Raw genomic sequence first — 21,563 nt, 5'->3', positions numbered from 1 at the left:
GGTTCCTTGGAGGTGCTCGCCTCCGGGAGAACAGACCCTGAGGGCTGCTCCAGTCCCCTACGAGCAGCCCTCAGCAGCCAGTCTCAGGAGCCGTCGGCCGCGACTTCTCGGGCTCCAGCCTGATCGCCGGGCATCCGAGACCTGATGTCGCTGGCGTTCAGGCACAACTATCAAGCATCTCACCCCGCACACGACTCACGCGGAGCTGATTGCCGCTCACGCCCCGCCCCCTGCCGAGCCGTGCCCGGAGCCCTGCGATACGCCGACACGGTACTCGACCCCGTTCCGGCACCGAGCAGCCTCGTCTGCTGCTTCAGTCCACCACCGCGGCGACGGCCTCGATCTCCACCAGTTGGTCGTCATACCCGAGGACAGTCACACCCATCAGCGTGCTCGGCACGTCGTGGGATCCGAACGCGTCACGCACGATCTCCCATGCCGCCACGAGATCCGCCTGTGTCGACGACGCCACGAGCACGCGCGTACTGATGACGTCATCGATCCGCGCACCCGCAGCGGCGAGCGCTTCCTTCATGGTCTCCACGCACGCCGCCGCCTGCCCGGCATAGTCACCGACCGCGAGCGTCGCACCGTTCTCGTCCAACGGGCAGGACCCTGCCAGGAAGATCATCCGGGCGTCCTTCGGTGCGGTAGCCGCATAGGCATACTCAGCGACATCGGAGAGCTTGTCGGAACGGATCAGCTGCACTGAACTCGGCATGTCGTCAGTATATGAAATCAGCGCGGCTGCCCGGCTCCGCACGTTGAGCCGGAGCTCCACGATGTTCTGGCACGGAACAACCTTCTTTTCGCCCTCGGCTGTGCGAGAGGACCACAGCGCACGGATGCTCGGACATGCTCTGTGTCGGCGAGAGCGGCGAGCGCCTGTTCCGGCGTCGGCGGGACACCTTCATTGCCAGTTTCCATACTGGAAACTGTATTTCTCACTTTCCGACCTGACACGGGTCAACTTTCCACTCACGAAACACCACCCGACTCTCCCCGATGACAAGGTTGCGATCCGTCGCCGTCGGGGAGAGCCGTGGTGCCCGGTGCCTAGGAAGCGACCGAGCGGATGATCTCGACGATGCGTTTCTCTGTGACCTCATCCACGGTCTCGAAGTACCACGCCGCCGGCATCAGAGCACCATCCGCACCGCCAGCGGGCCGAAAATCGACCTTCTCGGTGAGCGCGAGGTTCAAACGCTCATCATTGCGCAGCGTCACCAGCGCCGGCGTGCTCGCCGAGACCGCGTACGCGGGCATGCCGTACCAGATCCGCGGCTTCAGCGTAGGTGCCGCAGCCACGATGACGTCGTGCACACGCCTCACCACCGAACGTCGCGGCTCGTCCATCTTCGCGATCTTGTCGATCACCTGGGTGAGGTTCTTCTCGTCCTTACTCGACATGTCATGTCCTTTCGTCAGCCGATGTCGAGCATCGGCATTCTGAAGTCGGCGCACCTGTGCGCCGCACCCCATCCGGACATGTCCTGAGCTGCTCGGGTCTCTCCGCAATGATTCACGTGGTCCTCACGTGGAAGTGCTATAGGTGGCGCAAACCACCGCACACAGAGTACCTGTTGCTCATGGATTGCGTCCATATGACGGGGCTCATGCGCACCGCCCAGACTGCCAGGGGCGAGCTCGAAGACGTCGCTGAAGTCGTTCAGGCGTCAGAGCCGATTTCGCCTCTCGTCCCTGCATAGGCTGAGCATTCTGTGCATCGTGTGATGAAGTCGTGCCGACATTCGCGGACATGTCCGAGGAACCTTTCGGCCATGTCCAGTTCTGCACGCAGCCGCCGTATCTCCCCCACCCTGCGATCGATCACGGCGACGCGCCCCGGCTCATCACGGTGAAGAATCTGGCGAATCTCCGGCAGGCTCAGCCCCAGCCTCTGACAGGACTTGACGATACGCAGTCGCTGAAGGTGCTCCTCCGCGTAATCGCGGTGTCCTGAAGAGCTCCGCAGCGGAATGACGACACGTTCGTCCTCCCAATGTCGCAACACGTGGGTCGCGACACCGAGCCTTGCCGCTGCCTCACCGATTCGCACGCTTCCATCATTGCAGGTTGACTTCAGGTCGACCTGAAGTTCTAACGTCGGGTGCGTGACCGTTCCCTCCCTCCCGAGCCCCACCCGCATCGACGTCGATGGGTCCGAGATCGCCACCTACCGCCTCAGCCCCGACGACCAGAGCTCTGCGAACAACGTCGTGCTGTGCCATGGGACGCCATGGTCCGCAGCAATGTGGATGCCTGTGGCTCAGATGCTTGCGTGCCAGCACCGAGTCTTCCTGTGGGACATGCCCGGCTACGGATCATCGATCGCTCAAGAAGACCCACCGGTTGATCTCGTTCAGCAGCGCAAGCGTCTCGCGGCAGTGATCGATCACTGGCAGCTCGACCGACCGAGCGTCGTGGCTCACGACATCGGAGGCGCAGTCGCTCTGGGCGCGCACCTGCTCGAGGGCTGTGAGTTCGCGTGCCTCTATCTCCTCGACATCGTCACACTTGATCCGTGGGGCTCCCCTTTCTTCCGGCTCGTGGCCGAACACGAAGAAGCCTTCGCCGCATTGCCTTCGAACCTTCACACAGCTCTTGTCCGCGAATACATCGTGGGGGCGGCCCATCGTCTTCTCGACAGCACGTCGGTTGACGAGCTCGCCCGCCCCTGGTGCTCACCAGAGGGCCAGCACGCGTTCTACCGCCAGATCGCTCAGTTGAGCTCGGGGGACACACGACCGATCGTCGATCGTCTTGCGGGAGTGCGCTGCCCCACGCGCATCGGCTGGGGCGAATCCGACCCATGGATTCCTATCGGTCAGGCCTCCGAACTCGCCGCCGCCCTCCCCGCGCCCGTTGACGTGGTCCGGTTCCCAGCAACCGGACACCTGGTACCCATCGAAGCGACCGATGCACTCAGCCAGGACGTCCTGCGCTGGCTCGAGATCAATTCGGGGAGATGAATGGCTCGCAACTGGTCATCGATGATCACCGAGAGACTGACCCGCCCTTCGAAATGCCGATCCTCGTGCTCACTCATCTCCCCACGCCGACGACGTACAGGAGGTCTCCACGTAGCCGGTAGTCTGAGGAAGATGCTGCTGCGGCCGACTCGCCCACTCGAGCCGCAGCCGACTGGGGTGGCAGTGAGAACAACGATCATTTCCACGATGATGCTGATGCTCCTCGTCCTTTTGGGAGTGTCGCTGTCTACGCACCTCGAAGGCGTGGGATCGACCGCCACCGAGGCATCACCGGTGACACTGTCGATGAGCAGTTCGGAGACGGCCGACGTCGCATACGTCATCGCGGCCGGGGACTCGACACCGGCGTCGCCTCGCGACCAGGTCGCGGACACCTGCCCAGCGTTCACCTCCGCTGCCGAGAATCTCCTTCCTCTCGACACACCCCTTCCGGCGTTTCGAGACACTCCGGTCGCGAGCCTGCGCAATCTCGCCGCAGCCTGCGGCCCCTCGACGGCACAGAGACCTGTCACCTCCCTGACACCGTCCGACGGGACGATCCTGCGGATCTGAGTCGGCTGACGCGTTCCTCGAAGGATGTGAGGAGTCCTGAGCTGCGTCCATGTATGGCTTCCCTGTTGGCCGCGAGAAGAAGACCATCGTGCCCGAGCAACGACTACGACGGATCCACATGGGCTTCCTCGACGGCGACGGCCTACTCGTCGGTGATACTGCCGATGTCGTCCTCACTCTCGGTGGGGCGCCCTCCTTCTGCCCGTAGTTCGACGCCCACGATGCGTTCCTCTCAGAATGGAGAGCTCAATGTTCGGCGACAGCGCCGCCTTCCAACACAATGCGTTCGTTCCTGGGGTGATCGCCACCGCAGCTCTGGTCGTCGCTCTGGAACTGATCCGTCAAAGGTGGGATCCTCATCGTGCGGTCAGTCGTCACGATTCTGGCGCTGATCTTCCTCCTCACGGAGATTCTCGTCCAGGCCGAGCGCCCGCAGTGCCGACGAAGAAGTCGCAGGTGACCGCATGACGCCGCCGCGCCTCGCGGAGTACCTTTCGATCGGACCCGAGCTGCTCTCGGCGCTCCCGTTGGCCGCAGCGGTGCTCTGCGCACTCTACGGATGGGGAGTGATCCGGTTGATGCGCCAGCGCAGGCCGTGGCCGATCGGGAGAACAGCGGCGTTCGTCGCGGGGTGCACTGTCCTCGCAGGGGCGACGGGCCTCGGTGTGGAGAGGTACGCCGGTCAGATTCTGTCGGTGTTCATGTTTCAGCAGCTGACGCTGATGATGATCGTCCCGCCGCTCCTCGTTCTGGGCTCCCCCGGTCGTCTCCTGCTGCGCGCCACGCCCCACTCGGGCATGCCAGGTGTTGCACTCCGCATCGCGCTCGGAGCCCTCCGTTCCAGATGGGCGCGCTGGACCCTCTCGCCGGTCGTCGCGCTTCCGCTGTACCTGTTGGCGTTCTACGGGCTCTATCTCGCCGACTTTCTCGATCCGATCCTCGCGATCCCGGGCGGGAGGCTGCTCCTGCAGACCGGCTTCCTCGTCGCGGGGATGCTGTTCACCATCCCCGCCCTCACCGACGATCCCGTCCCAGCCCGGATGGGATACGGGATGCGCGCGCTCGACTTGTTCGCGGAAGCGGCGCTGCACGCCTTCTTCGGCGTGTTCATGATGATGAGCCCATCGCTCATGGTCGAGCATTTCTCCGCGTCGACCAGCGCGCTGGGCATGGATCCGCTGTCCGACCAGGGGCTCGCCGGCGGCTTGGCCTGGTCATACGGAGAAGGCCCCACTCTGCTGATGCTTCTTTACATCATGCACCGCTGGTTCCGTGCCGACACGGCCGCTGCGCGGGCCGCGGATCGCCAAGCGGACGCGCATGGCGACCCCGAACTCGACGCGTACAACGCTCACCTCGCCGCGCTCCAGGCTCGCGCCCATCCCGGCCGCGGCCCTGAGTCGCTCCGGAACGAGGACCACGGCCGGAACTGACCGATTCGACAGCTCCCGCCTCTGTGAAAGTCTCCGTTCCTATGACTCGACACAGTCCCTGGCGTTCAACGTTCTCGTCGCAGTCGCGCTGTCGGCGATCATTCCGGCTCATGCTTCCGCGGCGCACGATGATCTCGTCGAAGCGGATCCCGCGACGGGTTGCACCGGCCCAGCTGTGAATGAAGTCACGCTGACGTGCGGTGACGAACTCATCGAGTTCGATCGCAGCAGTCACACGCAGATTCAAGGACCAGATGGGCTCTTCCACGAGACCTCATGCTCGACGATCGAATGGGACGTCGTGACGACTCCCGTTGCGCTCGGGCAGCCCGGGACGTGCACCGTCGCATGGTCGTCCGACTCGAGCGGTGGCCACCCGATCTCCGAAGAATATGGCCACTGGGAGCGGAAGACCTTCGACGCAGAGCCGGGAACCGATGACGAGAGGCTCGCCGCAACGTACAGTGATCGTCGCAGCTCCTGAGCCGCCGAGGAAGCTGCGGCTGCCCCTGGCGAGTCGGCACATCCTGATCGTCTTCTTCGGGCGGCTGCTCCTGATGCGCGGGGCAGTGTCGCTGCCAACCGCAGCACCTCCCTCGGTCTCGGGACGCCAGTCCACACCCAACGAAGCGACGACGATCAGGCCGATCGCAATCGGTTGTGCAATACCGAGAGACTCACCGAGGATGATCCGGGCCAGAAGCGCAGCCGTCACCGGTTCAAGCTGAGAGCCTTTTCTTCAGACACACCCTCATTCGACTCCCCCAGCCCAGGCCGTGTTCTCAGAACATGGTCAAGCGACGTTGTCACTCCCCGGATGTCTGCGCTTCCCGAATGGCTTGCGCTCGCTCTTTCGCGAGGACGCTCGCACGCGCGAGAACCTCCAGCTGCGCCTCTGTGTACAACTCCACGACGGCATCGATGAACGTCTGTTCCGTCACGTGTTCACTCCTCGACAGATGCGGAACCGGATTGCCCAACCATGGGTAGTCCAGGAAATTCTGAGTCAGTATGGGCGCCAGTCTCTCGACGAGATGTTGCTTCGAGTTCTCGTCGGCGTCGGCAGGGAGCGCGTCGAACTCAGCGCTGACCGCGTCCGAATCCGTCTCCACCATCTTCCGCAGGTCTGCAAGTGCGTCCTTGTCGTACAGCTGCGCGTAGATGTGGATGATAGAGCTGTCAGCCTCCGAGAGCCGAGATGCCACAGCAGCGAACCCCGCCGGGGCGTCCGCCGGGGCGTCGTCGCGAAGGATTGCGGCGATGTCAGCCCGGGCCTGCTCCAGTCGCTCGACGCGTGCTCGAAGCTCTTCATCGATTCTGCGCAGGGCCTCCGGTGTGTTGTCGTCGCCGGCGCTCACCGCGCCGATCTGCGCCAGCGGCACACCGAGATCGGCGAGACGCCGAATGCGCAGGAGGCTCACCAGGTGCCGCACCTCATACTGCTTGTAGCCGTTGTAGCGGCGCCTCGGCAGCTCCAGCAGGCCGAGTCGGTGGTAGTGGCGGATAGTGTTCACCGTCGTGTCCGCAAGCTCCGCAAGCTCACGGGTACTCCACGCCATGATGCTCCCTTCCCGCGCACGGGGAGATGCGCACGGTTCCTCCGCTCTCAATTCAACGCCGCGGACGCAGCCTTGCTTCCGAACTGGACGCCCGGCGTCGCTGTCACGCCGCGCTGAGACCGATGACGAGCGGGACGAGCAACGCGGTCGCGTTGTTGACCCCATGCAGCACGATGCCCGGCCAGACCGAGCCCGACCACCGGAACAGCAAAGCCGTGAAGATGCCGACGACGAAGGCGACCGACATGATCGGGTTGATACCGTGAGCCACGGCGAAGATGGCCGCACTCACGAGCACCCCGACCCACGCGCCGTACTTGGCAAGGAGCCCGTTCGCGATGACGCCACGGAAGAAGCTCTCCTCACCCAGAGGGGTGAGGACCGCCCCGGCGACGAGTGAAAGCGTGAGCGACCACCACCCGCCAGCGGCAGCCGATTGATAGCTGCCCTGAACGTTCTCGATCTCGCCGGTTGTCAACGCGTAGATGACCGCCACGATCGTGCCTAACAGATACGCAGCTACGCCGAGCACCGCGCCGACGATCAGATGGCGAGGCCTGGCGCGCCGGAAGCCGAACGCCGCAAGCCCCCGAATCCGGATCAGCACGGCGACCGCGAGAGCGAACAGCCCCATGGCGCCCGAGACGAGGAGTCCCACATTTCCAGCGACGACAGGGTCCGTCACGAGTGGCAGCAGCGCTGCCACCAGCAGGAACGATACGCCGTATGCGACGCCCCCCGCCAGCATCTCTGGCCAGCCGGGAGCAGCGGGTTTGGTGGGTGACTGGTCAATCAGTTCCTCGGTCATAGCTTCTCCCGTCTTCGTTCGACCTTCTCTTCTGACAGCACACACCCTGTTCCTAGAACACAGTCAAGCGTCGACCCGTTGCTTCCTTCGTGGCCGTCTGGTGACCACACTGAACGGTGACAGTCTGCACGTCGGTCACGCCGTCGCCGACACCAGCGACAACACCGACGAAGTCGATGAGGAGACCGGGGATCGACGAACCACTGGCGCATCTCACACGGTCGAGCGATGAGGGCGCGGACGGAGCGCGCCCCGTCTTCCGCGTGCCGGAACCGGGGCAGTCAGGCATCCGGTGCCGCGGTCAGCCATCCCTCGTACACCTGAAGCTCCGGAGCGGAGGATGCAGCCTCCTGCCATCTCCTCAACCATTCACGCCGGACCTCTGCGGGCGGCCAGTGCGCGGGCCGCAGTTCCGGTGGGAGGAGCGGATCGTCGCGCAGCGCCTGGTCAAGCGCTTCGGCAAGGAACAGCTGCCGCAGGAGGGGATCAGCGGGACCGCTCTCTTCTCTCATCGCCGCCGCGAGCTCGCGGTAGGCCAGGACTGTCGGCTCCGCTGGCCAGAGCGACTCGGCGATGGCGCGCGGGTCGTTGAGCCCGTGCAGGCTCAGAGTGCTCGCAGTGGCCGTCAGGAGGTAGGGGGCGGCGCCGGAGGGCACGAACTGCGAGAGATCGTGCGGCGTGAGGTAGAGGCCCGTGGAAACAGGAACTGCACCGAGCTCGAGCACGACGCGTCGGAAGCTGTCTCTCACCGAACGTTCGCTCTCGGGTGCGCTGACGGAGAGGAGATGCCACGTTCCCTTCCACGGCGCGTAGCCGGCATCCTGCGCGAAGGCGAGATGCAGGCCGAGACGGTCGCGCTCGAGCCGCTCTCGTCCGGCCTCAGTGAGGCGGATCGTTCCGGCGCGTCCACGCCCGCGCTGCGTGATCTCGCCGGTGGCGATGAGGCGACGCAGCGCAAGACGAAGCGGTTGGTCTTGGATGCCGAGACGATTCGCCGTGTCATAGATGCTACTCAGTCCCGTCTCGCGGCCGGAGGGGAGGAGCGCCTCGATCAGGGTGCGAGGCGAAACGCGCGAAGTCATCGAGAGACAGGTCTTTCCATAGCGATGTAGCGGTCGAATCCATAGAGGTATCCGAGTATGCCGAGAGATCCGCCGCCGACGGGTTCGAAGCCGCGTCGGCGGTACAGCGCTGCGGCACGCGGATTGCGGTCGATGACCGAGAGATGCACGGCCGTGGCGCCGCTCTCCTGCGCGTAGTCGGCGGCCGCATCCAACAGCGCACTCCCGATGCCCGCGCCCCTGCGGGTCGCGTCGACGCAGATGCCGTCGAGAACTAGGCGCCCGTTCTTCTCACTTCGCTCGAGGATGCTGAGCACGACAACGGCGCGGACGGCGCGCCATGCCGAGACATGCGTGCGCAGTGACGACCACGACAGGTCGACGGCGCCGACCCCCCGCTCATGGAACCCGCAGACGCCCGCCACTTCTCCTTCGATGCGCGCGACGAGAATGCGATCCGCGCGCATCGAGGAGCGCACCACGCGGAGGCCCGTCTCGTCGTCGGTGAATGCCGGGCGCAGCTTGTCGCGGAAGGCCTCCCAGTACAGCAACCCGACGCGATCTCGCTCCTGTTCGGTGAACCCGACAGAGATCTGGAGTTTCTCCATGCATCCATAACTATCATGTACTCTACGAACGTGCAAAGAAAGAAAGTTTCAAAGTGGGTGCTGATACTCACCGGTGCCGTCGGCACGCTGCTCGTGACCGCGTTCGGGGTCGCCGCGGCAGGAAACGACTACCGGTTCGCTCAGAGAGCGGTGCAGATTCCCGTCGACGAGGGACATCTTGAGGGCGTGCTCACGACCCCGCAGGACCGCAGCGCTCTCGGACTGGTCGTCATGGTCCACGGCGACGGCGCGGTCGATGCGACGCAGGGCGGACTGTACTCACCTTGGTTCGAGGGGGCCGCCGCTGCCGGCTACGCGACGCTCTCGTGGAGTAAACCGGGCGTGGGCGGCTCGACGGGCAACTGGCTGGATCAGACGATGGATGATCGTGCCGCAGAAGTCTCTGCCGCGATCGACTGGTCCTTGACCCAGCCCGGTGTCCCGACGGAGCGGGTCGTGCTGTGGGGAGCGAGTCAAGCCGGCTGGGTGGTCCCGAAGATCGTGGCCGCACGAGAGGACATCGACGGCGTCGTGGCCGTGGGAACGGCGATCAACTGGCTCTCGCAGGGGCGCTACAACCTGCTCGCCGATCTGGAACACGAGGACGCGACGGATGCTGAACGCGCACTGGCGATCGCCCGGAGCGATGCCCTTCGCGAACTCCTCGCACGGAATGCGTCGTACGAGGAATACCTTGACGAGCACCTCGCCGCGTCCCCCGGGGAGACGCCGATGACACCCGACCGGTGGGCGTTCGCCGCTCGCAACTTCACGGTCGATGCGACGGCTGATCTGCAGGATGCTGCCCTGCGCGAGATCCCGGTCCTGCTCCTGGCGGGCGAGCACGACCGCAACGTCGACATGAGAGAGACGGAGACGGTCTATCGGAGCATCTTCGGGACGCATCTGACCGTCGAACACGTCGACGCGGTGCACTCCATGGCAAGGCCGCTCGTCGACGGCAACGGCGTCGTCGGCTACCTGACCGCGGTCTTCTGGCCTCGCGCCGTCTTCGCTCCGGGAGTCATCGACGCGTATACGGCATTTCTCGATCAGGCGGCGTAGCGGCCCCTGGTTGCAGCTCCCCAGAAGACGCCACCCGTGCCGCGAGGTCGCCGCGCGGCCTTGGTCAGGATTTCGCGGGCCTCTGCCTCCAAGGAACGGCTGCGCTCCTTCGCCTGCGTGGCGAGCTGCTGCCTCACGGCGTCGTCGAGGCCGCGAACGATGAGGGATGACGTCGACGACCGCCGCTTCTGCTATCGACCATGGTGGCGCCATCAGATTGGATCTCCATCCGACTGCGTTTCCGCAAGCAGGGCTGTCACGTCAGCCAGACGGCTGCGGACCACTCGAAGCACCCCACGCGGCCAAAGGAGAGCCTCGCCGCCCTCGACCGTCACGCGGAAGAGTCCTCGGGCGCCGCGGCGATCGCCGCGACTGCGGCCATGACCGCGCGCCTGTGTCGGACGATCCGATCCGGGGATGAAGGATCGGATCCGTCGGCACGGAGCAGACCGACGGGCGTGAGCGACCATGCCTGAGCGATCGCGTAGATGATGACGAGAAGATCAACCGCGGAGATCATGCCGTCGCGTCCCTCGGCGAAGGAGGCGGTCTTGGCCAGGTAGGTCTCCATCGGCTCCGCAGCCACCTCCGGCCGCTCCAGTTGCGCCCACAGGCTCACCCGCAACGCGGTCGGGTCCGCCTGATGGTAATCGAACAACCGCCCCGCCCAGTGCGCCAGCGCCTCAGGCTCAGGCGGCACCTCGGCAGCCATGCGCTCGACCGCGAAACGCACAGCCGAATCGAACAGGCCGGCCTTGCTGCCGAAGTACGCGTAGATCATCCGCACGTTCGTGCCGGCGCTTCTGGCGATGCGCTCCACGCGTCCCCCCGCATGCCCGACGGCCGCGAACTCGGCGAGCGCCGAATCCAGAATCCGCGCCCGCGTCGCGTCCGCGTCACGTATTGGCGTCACGTTCCCCTCCCCCCTCTTTCGTCTGGTTGACGTGATGCAGGGTCCGATCTAGAGTACAAGTAAATAACCATTTACTTAGGACGGTCGGACAGTATGAGACCTGACATCTCTCGTGCGCTCGCGATCACGCCGACGTCATCGGCATACGAGCGCACCATCGACATCACCACGATCGGAGCCCGCACGGGGAGACCGCGCCGGATCGAGATCTGGTTCTACCGGGTAGACGAGGAGATCTACCTCACAACCACCCCCGCGCGGCGCAGCTGGTACGCCAACCTGCTGCATCAGCCCCAGTTCACGTTCCACCTGAAGCACGGTGCCCACGCCGATCTCGCTGCGTTCGCTCGTCCGGTCGGCGACCGCGAACACCGGGCTCGAGTCCTCACCTCGGTCATCGACGATCTCAACCACCCGCGCAATCCCGCTGGCATTCCCCAACCGGTTCCGCCGCTTGACGATTGGATGACCGGCAGCCCGCTCATGCACATCACGTTCTTGGAAGGACATCCCGCATGACCCGCACGCCCACAGCCCTGGTCACCGGAGCCAACCGCGGACTCGGGCAGAGCATCGCCCTCGCCCTCGCCCGGAGCGGTCACCGAGTCATCGCGGCTCATCGCCCCGGGAGCGACATCTCGGAGACGTTGACCCGCATCACCGACACGGGCGGCGATGCGCTCTCGATCACGCTCGACCTCTCCGATGTCACCCGTCTCCGACTGGCCGCTGCCTCGCTCGATGACCTGCTCGCGCAGCAGTGGAACACCTCTCACCTCGACGTCCTCGTCAACAATGCCGGTATCGGCGTGTTCGGCGGTGTCGAAGCCGTCACGCCGGAGGAATTCGACGAGCAGATCGGCACCAACCTCCGTGGCACCTTCTTCCTGACTCAGGCGCTCCTGCCGCTCCTCGACGGCGATGGTCACATCATCAATGTCTCCACCTCGCTCACCCGGCATGTGAGCTCGGCAACAGGGCTCTACGCCGCATCGAAGGCCGCGGTCGAGACGCTGTCGCGCAGCCTCGCCGGCGAACTCGGACCGCGGGGAATCCGCGTGAACAGCGTCGCCCCCGGCCCCGCGGCGACTGATTTCAACGGCGGTGCGATGCGCGACAGTGCCGACATGCGGACCGAGATCGCCAAGCACACCGCACTCGGGCGAGTCGCTGACCCCGTCGAGATCGGCGACGCCGTGTCCGCCCTCGCGTCCCCGCAGATGCGCTGGGTGACCGGCGAACGACTCGAAGTATCCGGCGGCGCGTTCCTGTGACGCAGACGCTCACTCCGGACCTCATCACAGGCTGAAGCGGAACTCGACCGAGTTGCGGTACATACCAACGTCTCACAGCGGCCCGAGCACACGGCGCGGGTCGGCGTCGTGCCCGAGGGTCTCGAGCACGACGAGCAGCTGACGCTCCTCGTATCTGAAGTGACTCTCCATGATCGCCGAGAGGCCCTCGAGGTGCCGTGAGAGCTCTACCGGCGACGTTCCCGAATCGATCGCAGCCTGCAACGCGGCGAGCAAGTGCGCGATCATCGAATGATCCTGCTCGAGCTTCCGCAGCGCCTCGCGCAGCTCCGGATGCTCCGCAGCGATGGCGGGGAACAGCTCTCGGTCCTCACCTACGTGATGACCGGTGAGCGCGGTACAGAATCCATGGCAGAACAGCAGCAGATCACGGCTCGCCGCCTGCGTCGGATCGCCGCCTGAGACCGCCTCCTGGGCGATCGCCAACGCTTCGCGCAGTCGCGCGTGCACGCTGCGCAGCTCTTTGCTCCAGGTCACCAACCTGGTCTTCTCGCCCTCAGTCACGAGAGGGCGAAGGGAGAGACGCATTCATCGTCCGTCTCCTTCGGATCCCACGCCTCCATGTCTGACACGGACTGCCACCGACACGCGACGCTGAGAACAGCATAGCGAGCCGCGTCGCAATCCTCCAGCGATCGGCCGCAGCCCCGCGGAGAGCAATCCGGCGTCGCGTGCTAACCGCAGCTCCCGCGATATGGAACCGGAACTCGGCTAGACGTTGAGGCGGAACTCCACCACGTCGCCACACGTAGTGGCAGCGTGAAGGCGGCATCCGGACCGAGGCCATATCGGTTGCGAGGACGCTTAGTGATGGTGATCTTCGCGATCTTTGCCGCGGCCTTCTCAGCCGTGATCGCCCGCCGCAGGAACGCGGACTGAAAGTTCACGGTCGAGGAGATCAGGTCCCCATAGAGGCGGGTGTGCTCCGCGTTCATGCCATGGGCGAGTTCGAGGGAGAGCGGCCCGCTCTTCGCGGCCATCGGGGTCTTCACGCCGCCTGACTGGACGATCACGACCTGGATGCCCTGCGAGGTCACTTCCCGGCGCAGCGCGTCGCTGGCGGACTCGAACGCGGTCTTAGAGCCGGTGTACGCGCCGTAGATGGGGAGAGTGAGCTCCGCACCGACGGAGCTCATGTTCACAACCCTGCCCCGACTTTCCTGCAGCGCCGGAAGCAACGCCTGGATCACCCGAATGTGTCCGAAGAGATTGACCTCGAACTGCTCCCTCCACGTATCGAGCGGGGGGGACCTCGATGGGTGCGTTGATCTCGATCCCGGCGTTGTTGATCACCGCACGCAGCGGTCGTCCCTGCGGATCATCGGCGACGCGCGATGCAAGTGCGTCGACGTGTTCGCCAACGGCAATGTCCAGCATCACAGGTTCGATTCGCTCGGCACGGATCGCATCGGCGTCCCCGTCTCGTCGGACGCCGGCGAGAACGTGGTGACCGCGAAAGGCGAGCTCACGGGCCGTGGCAGCCCCAATCCCTGTCGAGGCACCGGAGACGTCGATGAGGTCCTCTGTCGGCGTGGTCATCGCACCGCACCGTTCCCGAACTGATCGGCACTCAGCGGGGAAACGATGCCGGTGAGGTTCTCCGATTCCTCCCACAAGCGCCGCGCGTCCTCGACGCTACGAACTCTAGCTGCGGGCTTGGCCAGTGCAGGCGACCCGCGCATGCCCATCAAGTTACTCGGACCGACGTAGCTGTCGCCCGGGATGTCAGCGGTCGCGGCGTAGAGGCTCGGAAGCGCCCCCGCCTCGGCGGAGTGTGCAAATGACTGAATGAAGAACTTCTCGACCCGGTGCCGCAGCCCCTGGCCTTCGACGTCCATCAGGTTTGTCGTCGCGATCCCCGGATGCGCCACGACCGACCTCACCGGCGACCCTAGAGCAGTCAGCCGGCGCTGCAGCTCAAGCGCTGACAGATGGTTCGCGAGCTTCGACTGCCCGTACGCCGCGTAGGGCCTGTACTTCCGAGTGCGCCAGTTCAGGTCGGTGAAGTCGATCTTGCCGATCAGATGCGCTAGCGAGCCGACAGTGACGACGCGGTCGCGCACCTGCAGCAGGAGTAGGTTCGTCAGTGCGAAGTGGCCCAGATGATTTGTTCCAAACTGCGACTCGAAGCCGTCGACGGTCCGTTCCAGGGGCGGTATCGAGATGCCTGCGTTGTTGATCAGCACGTCAATCGGGTCGGTGAATCCCTCCGCGAACGCGCGGATCGAGGACAGGTCCGCCAGGTCAAGACGACGCACCTCCGTATCGCCGCCCATGGCGGCGGCCGCGACACGACCCTTCTCCAGGTTGCGCACAGCGAGTATGACGCGTGCGCCTTTCTCAGCGAATACGGTCGCAGTGACGCGTCCGACTCCGCTGTTAGCTCCGGTGATGACGATCGTGCGGCCCTTCATTGAGGGGATGTCTGTTGCAGTGAAAGAGCTCATGCACCAAATGTAGTCACTGACTACCTATGTTGTCAATGCCTACACGCATGGCTATGATGGGCCTCGTGAGCGATCAGACAGAACAGCGCCGGTATCATCATGGCGACCTGCGCCCAGCCCTCCTAGAGGCGGCCGAGCGTAGCCTGCGCGCGGGCGGTGTCGCGCAGCTCTCCCTGCGAGACCTCGCCCGAGAGGTTGGCGTGAGCCACGCGGCCCCGCGGCGGCACTTCCCGGAGCGCCGGGATCTACTCGACGCTCTGGCGGAGACAGGATTCCGTCGTCTAGGCGAGAGGATCCGCCAAGCAGTTGCCGACGGTGACGACGACTTCGCTGCCAGGGTCGGGCGCGCGACGTCGGCGTTTGCGGTCTTTGCGACAGAGAACCCTACGCTCTTGGAACTGATGAATGCGACAAAGCACCAGCCGGAGAAGGCAGAGGTCACGCACTCGGCGGAGAGCGCCTTCGAACCCCTCGTCGATCTGATACACGAGGGCCAGGACAAGCACATCCTGCAGAAAGGTCCTCACGAAGAGATCGGAATCATCCTCTATGCCACGATCAATGGTCTCACCACCCTGGTCAACAATGGACTCGTCGACAGGGACCGACTGGACGAGCTGACCAACGCGGCAGTGCATCAGTTCCTTAAGGGAACCGCACCATAGGACCTTGGGCAGCACCGAGCTGCGATCGATGCTGACGTCGCCGCTGCGCCACGGCTTCTACGGCGGCCCGGGTCAACTGCTTCGCCAATGGCGAGAATCGGAAGGCCGTCGCAGAACCTGCTGACGGTCCCACGTCCATTCCCACACTCTGACCCCACGCTCTCCCGGCTCCTTGAGAGGAACCCGCGCAGCATTGCTGATGAGATGACAGATCACATCGTCGGTTGGATCGCCCATCGCAGGTGCACCTGACGCTGTTCGCGTTTATCGGGGACACCACCCTGAGAGGTCTCTTGGCAGTTCCAACCGACGTCGACCCAGAGCGGCTGACCGTCAGACGCTAGATCGCAAACCTAAGTTCGACCACGTCGCCGCGGTTGCCAACATCAGCGATCTGAGCGGTCACGCAACAGTTCGCCGCTCACCGATCATCCGAGCTTGACACTCTCGCGATTTTCCGTCCTCCTCAGCAAAGGCTGAGACTCGTTCCTCGCACCCCTGTGGCTTACGCGGCAGCAGCAGACGATACAGTCGACCGCCCATGCGGCGCCGATCCTGATGCCCCCAAGAGCCCTGGAGTGTTCGTACCACGCAGTGCCCTCAACTGCCGCACTGAGGAGGTGGCAGTGGCACCTCTGCAGATCCGCTGGTGCGCACGAGCGTCTCTACCAGTCGCTCTCCTGCTCACCCTGCTCAACGTCGCCCAGTCTGGACTCAAGGAGGTCGATCACCCATCCGCACCACCGCTTGGCACCGTCCGCCAGGCCGGGCTGGGCAAGCCATCGTTTCACTTGATCGATCTGGCCCCGTATTCGTATGGATTCGTCGCCGGTCCAGCCACCCGAAATGAACTCACCGATGAGTGGTGAGGTTATGGCGTCATCGTCCCCGAACCGAGCGAGAAGAAATGCCGCGGGCGCACTAAGCATCTCGTCGCCCACCGATGCGACGGAAGCAACCACACGAGCGCGCTCCTTCGAATACCCGACCCACCCTTCGAGGACACTGAGATCGACGACGTCCGCGAGCCAGCCCCGCACAGCGAACGAGAGCTTGAACGAGCTGCGCGACTCCAACCGATCCATGAGGTCAACCCACGCTTCGGGGCCGGCCGCTTGAATCGAGCGAGCAAACAGACTCTTCTCTTCCGATCGCGAGTAGATACTGACCGCATCGCTCTCCACGAGCTGGACGATCGTGTCGACAAGCTGCCGCGGCCTGCGGTCGAGTTGTCGCTCTGCGAGCTTCCTCCAGTCATACCGCTGTTGCCCCACATCCGGGAAGTCGACTCGCATGGCTACGACATCACCAATGAGGTCATCGAGATCGGCAGCTAGGCCGGAGCGACCATGAATCGCGAAGGCAATGAAGTCGACAAGCGCACTGTAATCAGCCTGCGTCTCGACTCTCTTCAACCAGTCTTCGATGTACTGCTGTAAGAGCGCCTCGTCGCTTTCCTCGCGGAGCCAGTAGAACACCGCGCGTGCGCCTTCGGCGACGGAAATATGCGGAAGATGCTCCGCAATCCGCTCTCCCGCTCGCGGCGTGCGTGGGCCCTGGGTGGTGAGCCTGAGCTTGGTTGCGCGATCCGTTTCCATGCCATCGACGAAACTGTCGTAAGCCCCCGGGCTGAGCTCATCCTTTGCCAGCAAGTACCCCGTGAGGGCCCTCGAGTTCGACGCCCCGGACAACTCGATCAAGAACTGCTCGTCGCGCTCGTTCGTTACGCCAAGACGCGCGATCGCGGCGCCAACGTTGAAATCTGTCGGAATCTCGTTCGACAGGGCTTCTATCAGGGAAGCCGTAGCTTCTTCTGGGGTCATGTCGCTCAGAGCATCGAGCAGGTCTGCTTCGATGTCCGTATTCCGACGATCCCATGGCGAGGCGTGAGTTATCACCCACAGTCGGTCAGCGACAGACTCACTGGGGAGTGCCGCGATCATCGCGTCGATATTTTCCGAGTGCTTGCGTTCATCCCCCGTACGGTCGTAGAGCGAACTGAGATCCGCGAGTTCGGCGCGCGCGAGCTGAAGCTGCCCAGCGGGCAGCGAAGCAAGGGTCTCAGCGAGATGTTCCTGCACGGTAGGAATGCCGAGCGCGCCATGGATGGCCCCGGTGAGAGACTTCACTGCCTCCTCAGCAACGGCCGGATCCGGATCGTCGGCGAGCGTTCTCAGCAGGTCGATCATCGCGTTTCTGTACGCCCAGACCTCTCCCCATGTCTTGGGGGCACCCCGCGGTTCGACGACGACGCCGCCCTGGAGTTCACCGGACACCATCGTCGACTCATGACTCTCCAGCGCGCGACCAGCCGCGCTTACGACGAGCGAACGGACTTGCGAGTCCTCAGACGCGAGCTTTCCGCGAAGGTAGGCGAGTCGAGCCTCTGGCGATGTCGACGTCGCTGGAAGCATCGTGCCAAAGAGCTCCACCCACACGCCGGTCGAGTTGTTGGAGAAGGTTTCGTTCTCGGCAAGGGCAAGCAGCAGCAGCGAGTCGGCCGCCTCCGAGAAGGTCTCCGAGTGCCACACCAGTTTCTGGAGCGACCAGATGAGGGGTCGCCGTGCTCCGCTTGCAGCCAGCAATTCAGCCTTGGTTACGCTCCCCAGTAGGTAGGAGATCCGCCGGGACACGCGCCCCGGGGAGAGCACTGCGAGGTGCTCGATCAGACTGCCCCTGCGATCGCCGGCGACCGCCTGAAGTGAACTAAGCGGGCCGCTCTCCCCCAGCATCTTGTCGACCACAGCGCGGGGCAGGGAAGCGTCGCCAATCTCGGCGGCCCGCGCAAACAGTCGCTCGATCAGGTCGTCGGTCAGTGTAGGGATCAAGTCGGTCACAATGCGAGATCCGAACTCAGTCCACCCATTTGAGGCCAGATAGATCGCAACGGGGCTCGGTCCGACACTGCGATAGCGCCCCTGCGAAGAGAGAAGACCCTTCGCCGTGAGTTCAGCAGCCGCCGCCCTTAGGTCGCTTTCAGGGATGGCGAGGGCGGCGCTCACCGTGCGCAGCTCCGACACTAGATCGCCGTCGAAGCCGAGCCGACTAAAGAGGGCCAGGGCGGAGGATGCTAAAAAAAGTGCACCACCGGGGAGTTCATCTGCGATGAACTGTCGGATGTCGGCGGGGTCGACGAGCTGACGGGCAAAGCCCGGGCGCTGCGCGATCAGCGCCTTCGCACACTTCAACGCATAGTCGATGTTGCCGGCCGATACCTCGACGATCACGCGCGTCGCTTCGGGCCACAGCGTGGGCAGGTTCTCTTGGAGAAGCTTCGACAGTGGCTCGTCATCGAACGCCTTGACAAGGAGTGTCGCCGCTCGGGGAGCACGTTGAGAGGGCTCGCTGATTGTCACCAGGCGGATCCTCGTGCCGGTCTGCAGCATGCCCGCGAAGACATCGTGCCGTTTGGCATCGCACTCGTCAATCACAACGACAGCTGAGCGAGCTTGAGTTTGAAGATGATTCAGTACCGCAGGCGGAAACTGGTCTTCGCTCGGAACGTAGACGACCAGTGCCTCGTTTGGTTGATCGCGAAGCGCTTCCATCACCATTCGTGTCTTGCCGAGGCCGCTTACGCCCTCGACGTGGACTCCGGACTCGTCCCCCGACTGGATAGCCACGCGCAGGTCTTCGATCTGCTTCTCGCGCGCTTCGGACGGCACCCAAGTCGTCGTGTGCGACACGGAGTCAGACCACTCGCCAAACGTCTGGCCGATCGTCCCCATGCCCCTAATGGACGGGCTACTTGCGACAGCAGGAAACTCCTCGGCCCATCGTGCAAGCGAGTCTCCTGCGAGCACCTCGATCATACCCGGCACGACCTTCACTCCGAGAGCCCGCGCAACGTTCTCCAAACGCGCTTTGCGTGTGGCGACGAGATTCGGGGCGAGTGACTTTCCCAGCACCAGACGGTAGGAACCGTCGGCCTTCAGAATCTCGACCGCTGCGGTGGCGCCACGCAGCTCCTTCTCGCAGGCGGCTGGCGGAAGATCACCGGCCTTGAACTGCCAGGCGGAGCCTCCCGCCGGTAACCAACTTGTCCCGGACGAATTGCTAAGCCCCGCATCGACACCGCCATCTGCTGCGTTCGTTCGATACGTCTGGGTGAGCGTCCATCCCGCCAAACCCGCGCGAGCGATCTCCGCTGCGAGCAGCCTGCCAACGAGGTCCGCGAACCCAGGCCCATCGAGCCCTTCAATCTGCTTCGGCTCAACCGAAAAAGGCCCGATGTCAGGCACGTGACCACTCCCGAGTTGATATGCCATCGCAGTCATACAAGACCGGAATTCGACTCCAGCGATTCATCCCAATCCAAAAAAGAACGCCTGATCAAGCATGAAATTTAAACATTGAACCTGAACTCCACCACGTCGCCGTCCTTCATGACGTAGTCCTTGCCCTCCATGCGCACGCGCCCGGCGGCTTTCGCCTCGCTCATCGAACCGTGCTGGTCGAGGTCGGAGAAGGAGACGATCTCGGCCTTGATGAAGCCGCGCTCGAAGTCCGTGTGGATGACGCCGGCCGCCTGCGGGGCAGTCGCGCCCTTGCGCACCGTCCACGCACGCGCTTCCTTCGGGCCCGCCGTCAGATACGTCTGCAACCCGAGCGTCTCGAACCCGACGCGGGCGAGCTGGTCGAGACCCGACTCCTCCTGACCCAGCGACTGCAGCAGCTCCGTTGCCTCATCCGGGTCGAGATCGATCAGCTCCGACTCGACCTTCGCGTCGAGGAACACGGCCTTCGCCGGCGCGACGAGCGCGGCCAGTTCTGCCATCCGGGCCTCGTCCGTGAGCACGCCCTCGTCGACGTTGAACACGAACAGCGTCGGCTTGGCGGTGAGCAGGCCGAGCTCCTTGACCGGAGTCGTGTCGAATCCTGCCTGGAACAGCGTCGTGCCGTCTTCGAGGATCGCTGCGGCTTCCTTCGCCGCGGCGAGCACGGCCGGATCCGTCTTCTTGCCCTTGACCTCTTTCTCGAGGCGGGGAACAGCCTTCTCGAGCGTCTGCATGTCAGCCAGGATCAGCTCTGTGTTGATCGTCTCCATATCGCTGGAGGGATCGACTTTGCCATCGACGTGCACGACATCGCCGTCGGTGAACCCGCGCACGACCTGTGCGATCGCGTCCGCCTCGCGGATGTTCGCGAGGAACTGGTTGCCGAGCCCCTCTCCCTCGCTCGCACCTCGCACGATGCCTGCGATGTCGACGAACGACACCGGCGCGGGCAGGATCTTCTGCGACGAGAAGATCTCGGCCAGCCGATTCAACCGCTGGTCAGGCAGCTCGACCACCCCGACGTTCGGCTCGATCGTCGCGAACGGATAGTTCGCCGCGAGCACGGTGTTCTTGGTCAGGGCGTTGAAGAGAGTCGACTTGCCCACATTGGGAAGTCCGACGATTCCGATAGTCAGAGCCACGGAACGACAGTCTACGTGCGTCGACCGCCGAACCCTCCGGATCGCCGGGGAACGGCCGCGTCGGTTTTGACCTCCCATGCTCGGGGAGCAGACTTCAGGGCATGCCTCTCGACTTCACTGCCATCGACTTCGAGACGGCGAACGGATCTCCCGCCTCCGCATGTCAGGTCGGCCTGGCGCGCGTTCGAGACGGTCGGGTCGTCGAAACGGCCGGCTGGCTGATTCGGCCTCCCGCAGGTCACGACACCTTCCACCCGGGGAACATGGGCGTCCACGGCATCTCTCCGGATGATGTCGTTTCAGCTCCCGGATGGACTCAGCAACTGGGTGCACTGGTCGGCTTCATCGCGGATGATGTGCTCGTCGCACACAGTGCGGCCTTCGACACACGCGTGCTCCGATCGGCCTGTGAGGCGACCGGCGCTGGACTCAACTCCTACCGCTATCTGTGCTCACTGCAGGTCGCCCGGAAAGTGTACGACCTGCCGTCGTATCGGCTGCCGATCGCCGCCGAAGCGGCAGGGCACCACGAGTTCGCCCACCATGAGGCGATCGCCGACGCCCTCGCCTGCGCGCAGATCGTGATCGACGCAGGACGGCGCCACGAGGCAGCGGACGTCACGATCCTCGCGCGGGCAATCGGCGCGAAGGTGAAGCTGACGGAACCTGTTGCACCGCAAAGCGCAGCGGCGTAGCACCCGACGCGCCCGGAGGCGGGAATGTCGGA

Annotated in this window: 23 protein-coding genes and 2 pseudogenes; 10 read left to right on the top strand and 15 right to left on the bottom strand. The window is 64.3% G+C overall.

Features of this window, described 5'->3' with window-relative positions:
- Positions 1-313 precede the first annotated feature (313 nt).
- The 3 genes from DZG09_RS08605 to DZG09_RS17095 form a co-directional block, all read right to left on the bottom strand.
- Complete coding sequence (locus DZG09_RS08605; RefSeq protein ID WP_119697173.1) at positions 314-721, bottom strand: RidA family protein; 408 nt, start codon at positions 719-721, stop codon at positions 314-316.
- 335 nt (positions 722-1,056) lie between these two features.
- Complete coding sequence (locus tag DZG09_RS08595; RefSeq protein WP_119697171.1) at positions 1,057-1,410, bottom strand: DUF1801 domain-containing protein; 354 nt, start codon at positions 1,408-1,410, stop codon at positions 1,057-1,059.
- 259 nt (positions 1,411-1,669) lie between these two features.
- Positions 1,670-2,149: a MerR family transcriptional regulator gene (locus DZG09_RS17095; RefSeq protein ID WP_420845902.1), complete on the bottom strand. Its 480-nt coding sequence runs from the start codon at positions 2,147-2,149 to the stop codon at positions 1,670-1,672.
- Between DZG09_RS17095 and DZG09_RS08585 the strand changes: the two genes are divergently transcribed.
- From DZG09_RS08585 to DZG09_RS17090, 4 genes are all read left to right on the top strand, one after another.
- Positions 2,115-2,972 carry an alpha/beta fold hydrolase gene (locus tag DZG09_RS08585; RefSeq protein ID WP_119697169.1) on the top strand — a complete coding sequence of 286 codons (858 nt, stop codon included), beginning with the start codon at positions 2,115-2,117 and terminating at the stop codon, positions 2,970-2,972. The genes DZG09_RS17095 and DZG09_RS08585 overlap by 35 nt on opposite strands.
- A 132-nt stretch (positions 2,973-3,104) precedes the next feature.
- Positions 3,105-3,545: a hypothetical protein gene (locus tag DZG09_RS16760; protein WP_205529102.1), complete on the top strand. Its 441-nt coding sequence runs from the start codon at positions 3,105-3,107 to the stop codon at positions 3,543-3,545.
- A gap of 464 nt (positions 3,546-4,009) precedes the next feature.
- Positions 4,010-4,978: a cytochrome c oxidase assembly protein gene (locus DZG09_RS08575; RefSeq protein WP_119697167.1), complete on the top strand. Its 969-nt coding sequence runs from the start codon at positions 4,010-4,012 to the stop codon at positions 4,976-4,978.
- The gene (locus DZG09_RS17090; protein WP_119697166.1) at positions 4,866-5,462 is read left to right on the top strand and encodes a copper resistance CopC family protein; all 597 of its coding nucleotides are present in this window, start codon (positions 4,866-4,868) and stop codon (positions 5,460-5,462) included. Before DZG09_RS08575 ends, DZG09_RS17090 begins: the two co-directional genes overlap by 113 nt.
- A 322-nt stretch (positions 5,463-5,784) precedes the next feature.
- Here DZG09_RS17090 and DZG09_RS08565 read toward each other — a convergent pair whose 3' ends face one another.
- Positions 5,785-6,537 carry a helix-turn-helix domain-containing protein gene (locus DZG09_RS08565; protein WP_119697165.1) on the bottom strand — a complete coding sequence of 251 codons (753 nt, stop codon included), beginning with the start codon at positions 6,535-6,537 and terminating at the stop codon, positions 5,785-5,787.
- Between the two features lie 103 nt (positions 6,538-6,640).
- On the bottom strand, positions 6,641-7,345 hold the full coding sequence (locus DZG09_RS08560; protein WP_119697164.1) for a CPBP family intramembrane glutamic endopeptidase: 705 nt from the start codon (positions 7,343-7,345) through the stop codon (positions 6,641-6,643).
- A 100-nt stretch (positions 7,346-7,445) separates the two neighbouring features.
- Between DZG09_RS08560 and DZG09_RS16995 the strand changes: the two genes are divergently transcribed.
- Positions 7,446-7,577 carry a hypothetical protein gene (locus DZG09_RS16995; protein ID WP_276116145.1) on the top strand — a complete coding sequence of 44 codons (132 nt, stop codon included), beginning with the start codon at positions 7,446-7,448 and terminating at the stop codon, positions 7,575-7,577.
- Between the two features lie 49 nt (positions 7,578-7,626).
- Here DZG09_RS16995 and DZG09_RS08555 read toward each other — a convergent pair whose 3' ends face one another.
- On the bottom strand, positions 7,627-8,427 hold the full coding sequence (locus DZG09_RS08555) for a PaaX family transcriptional regulator (protein WP_119697163.1): 801 nt from the start codon (positions 8,425-8,427) through the stop codon (positions 7,627-7,629).
- Entirely contained in the window at positions 8,424-9,014 is a 591-nt protein-coding gene (locus DZG09_RS08550) for a GNAT family N-acetyltransferase (RefSeq protein ID WP_119697162.1), read from the bottom strand. The genes DZG09_RS08555 and DZG09_RS08550 overlap by 4 nt, the downstream gene beginning before the upstream one ends.
- 30 nt (positions 9,015-9,044) lie before the next feature.
- On the opposite strand from DZG09_RS08550, the gene DZG09_RS08545 reads away from it, so the two are divergent.
- On the top strand, positions 9,045-10,079 hold the full coding sequence (locus DZG09_RS08545; protein WP_240423782.1) for an alpha/beta hydrolase family protein: 1,035 nt from the start codon (positions 9,045-9,047) through the stop codon (positions 10,077-10,079).
- On the opposite strand, the gene DZG09_RS17085 is transcribed toward DZG09_RS08545, so the two are convergent.
- Together DZG09_RS17085 and DZG09_RS08540 are read right to left on the bottom strand one after the other, a co-directional pair.
- The gene (locus DZG09_RS17085; RefSeq protein ID WP_420845901.1) at positions 10,067-10,240 is read right to left on the bottom strand and encodes a FitA-like ribbon-helix-helix domain-containing protein; all 174 of its coding nucleotides are present in this window, start codon (positions 10,238-10,240) and stop codon (positions 10,067-10,069) included. The genes DZG09_RS08545 and DZG09_RS17085 overlap by 13 nt on opposite strands.
- A gap of 170 nt (positions 10,241-10,410) precedes the next feature.
- A complete protein-coding gene (locus DZG09_RS08540) occupies positions 10,411-10,992 on the bottom strand; it encodes a TetR/AcrR family transcriptional regulator (RefSeq protein ID WP_205529101.1) in 582 nt (193 codons plus the stop codon).
- A 93-nt stretch (positions 10,993-11,085) separates the two neighbouring features.
- Here DZG09_RS08540 and DZG09_RS08535 point away from each other — a divergent pair, with 93 nt between their 5' ends.
- A complete protein-coding gene (locus tag DZG09_RS08535) occupies positions 11,086-11,511 on the top strand; it encodes a nitroreductase/quinone reductase family protein (RefSeq protein ID WP_119697160.1) in 426 nt (141 codons plus the stop codon).
- Entirely contained in the window at positions 11,508-12,266 is a 759-nt protein-coding gene (locus DZG09_RS08530) for an SDR family NAD(P)-dependent oxidoreductase (RefSeq protein ID WP_119697159.1), read from the top strand. Before DZG09_RS08535 ends, DZG09_RS08530 begins: the two co-directional genes overlap by 4 nt.
- Before the next feature lie 72 nt (positions 12,267-12,338).
- Here the strand turns inward: DZG09_RS08530 and DZG09_RS08525 are convergent, their stop codons facing one another.
- From DZG09_RS08525 to DZG09_RS08515, 4 genes and pseudogenes are all read right to left on the bottom strand, one after another.
- The gene (locus DZG09_RS08525; protein ID WP_240423780.1) at positions 12,339-12,833 is read right to left on the bottom strand and encodes a hemerythrin domain-containing protein; all 495 of its coding nucleotides are present in this window, start codon (positions 12,831-12,833) and stop codon (positions 12,339-12,341) included.
- Positions 12,834-12,979: 146 nt separating this feature from the next.
- Positions 12,980-13,504 (bottom strand): annotated as a pseudogene (locus DZG09_RS16990) (SDR family NAD(P)-dependent oxidoreductase); the annotation flags it as partial.
- 121 nt (positions 13,505-13,625) lie between these two features.
- Positions 13,626-13,844, bottom strand: a pseudogene (locus DZG09_RS17080) (oxidoreductase); the annotation flags it as partial.
- Positions 13,841-14,752 carry an oxidoreductase gene (locus tag DZG09_RS08515; RefSeq protein WP_119697158.1) on the bottom strand — a complete coding sequence of 304 codons (912 nt, stop codon included), beginning with the start codon at positions 14,750-14,752 and terminating at the stop codon, positions 13,841-13,843. The gene DZG09_RS08515 and the pseudogene DZG09_RS17080, both read right to left, overlap by 4 nt.
- Before the next feature lie 65 nt (positions 14,753-14,817).
- Between DZG09_RS08515 and DZG09_RS08510 the strand changes: the two genes are divergently transcribed.
- Positions 14,818-15,417: a TetR/AcrR family transcriptional regulator gene (locus DZG09_RS08510; protein WP_119697464.1), complete on the top strand. Its 600-nt coding sequence runs from the start codon at positions 14,818-14,820 to the stop codon at positions 15,415-15,417.
- Between the two features lie 665 nt (positions 15,418-16,082).
- On the opposite strand, the gene DZG09_RS08505 is transcribed toward DZG09_RS08510, so the two are convergent.
- Together DZG09_RS08505 and ychF are read right to left on the bottom strand one after the other, a co-directional pair.
- A complete protein-coding gene (locus DZG09_RS08505; RefSeq protein ID WP_205529100.1) occupies positions 16,083-19,658 on the bottom strand; it encodes a hypothetical protein in 3,576 nt (1,191 codons plus the stop codon).
- A gap of 104 nt (positions 19,659-19,762) precedes the next feature.
- The gene (ychF, locus tag DZG09_RS08500) at positions 19,763-20,836 is read right to left on the bottom strand and encodes a redox-regulated ATPase YchF (protein WP_119697156.1); all 1,074 of its coding nucleotides are present in this window, start codon (positions 20,834-20,836) and stop codon (positions 19,763-19,765) included.
- A gap of 101 nt (positions 20,837-20,937) precedes the next feature.
- Between ychF and DZG09_RS08495 the strand changes: the two genes are divergently transcribed.
- The gene (locus DZG09_RS08495; RefSeq protein WP_119697155.1) at positions 20,938-21,531 is read left to right on the top strand and encodes a 3'-5' exonuclease; all 594 of its coding nucleotides are present in this window, start codon (positions 20,938-20,940) and stop codon (positions 21,529-21,531) included.
- The last annotated feature ends 32 nt before the right edge of the window (positions 21,532-21,563 follow it).

This window comes from Microbacterium halotolerans, from assembly GCF_003569805.1.
Classification (GTDB): Bacteria; Actinomycetota; Actinomycetes; order Actinomycetales; family Microbacteriaceae; genus Microbacterium; species Microbacterium halotolerans.
Note: the sequence above shows the minus strand (reverse complement) of the source record. Positions and strands in the feature narration are given on the sequence as shown.

Coding starts and splice junctions, on each gene's coding strand:
- DZG09_RS08605 (WP_119697173.1), bottom strand. CDS start 721: ATGCCGAGTTCAGTGCAGCTGATCCGTTCCGACAAGCTCTCCGATGTC.
- DZG09_RS08595 (WP_119697171.1), bottom strand. CDS start 1,410: ATGTCGAGTAAGGACGAGAAGAACCTCACCCAGGTGATCGACAAGATC.
- DZG09_RS17095 (WP_420845902.1), bottom strand. CDS start 2,149: ATGCGGGTGGGGCTCGGGAGGGAGGGAACGGTCACGCACCCGACGTTA.
- DZG09_RS16760 (WP_205529102.1), top strand. CDS start 3,105: ATGCTGCTGCGGCCGACTCGCCCACTCGAGCCGCAGCCGACTGGGGTG.
- DZG09_RS08575 (WP_119697167.1), top strand. CDS start 4,010: ATGACGCCGCCGCGCCTCGCGGAGTACCTTTCGATCGGACCCGAGCTG.
- DZG09_RS17090 (WP_119697166.1), top strand. CDS start 4,866: ATGGCGACCCCGAACTCGACGCGTACAACGCTCACCTCGCCGCGCTCC.
- DZG09_RS08565 (WP_119697165.1), bottom strand. CDS start 6,537: ATGGCGTGGAGTACCCGTGAGCTTGCGGAGCTTGCGGACACGACGGTG.
- DZG09_RS08560 (WP_119697164.1), bottom strand. CDS start 7,345: ATGACCGAGGAACTGATTGACCAGTCACCCACCAAACCCGCTGCTCCC.
- DZG09_RS08555 (WP_119697163.1), bottom strand. CDS start 8,427: ATGACTTCGCGCGTTTCGCCTCGCACCCTGATCGAGGCGCTCCTCCCC.
- DZG09_RS08550 (WP_119697162.1), bottom strand. CDS start 9,014: ATGGAGAAACTCCAGATCTCTGTCGGGTTCACCGAACAGGAGCGAGAT.
- DZG09_RS08535 (WP_119697160.1), top strand. CDS start 11,086: ATGAGACCTGACATCTCTCGTGCGCTCGCGATCACGCCGACGTCATCG.
- DZG09_RS08530 (WP_119697159.1), top strand. CDS start 11,508: ATGACCCGCACGCCCACAGCCCTGGTCACCGGAGCCAACCGCGGACTC.
- DZG09_RS08525 (WP_240423780.1), bottom strand. CDS start 12,833: ATGCGTCTCTCCCTTCGCCCTCTCGTGACTGAGGGCGAGAAGACCAGG.
- DZG09_RS08515 (WP_119697158.1), bottom strand. CDS start 14,752: ATGAGCTCTTTCACTGCAACAGACATCCCCTCAATGAAGGGCCGCACG.
- DZG09_RS08495 (WP_119697155.1), top strand. CDS start 20,938: ATGCCTCTCGACTTCACTGCCATCGACTTCGAGACGGCGAACGGATCT.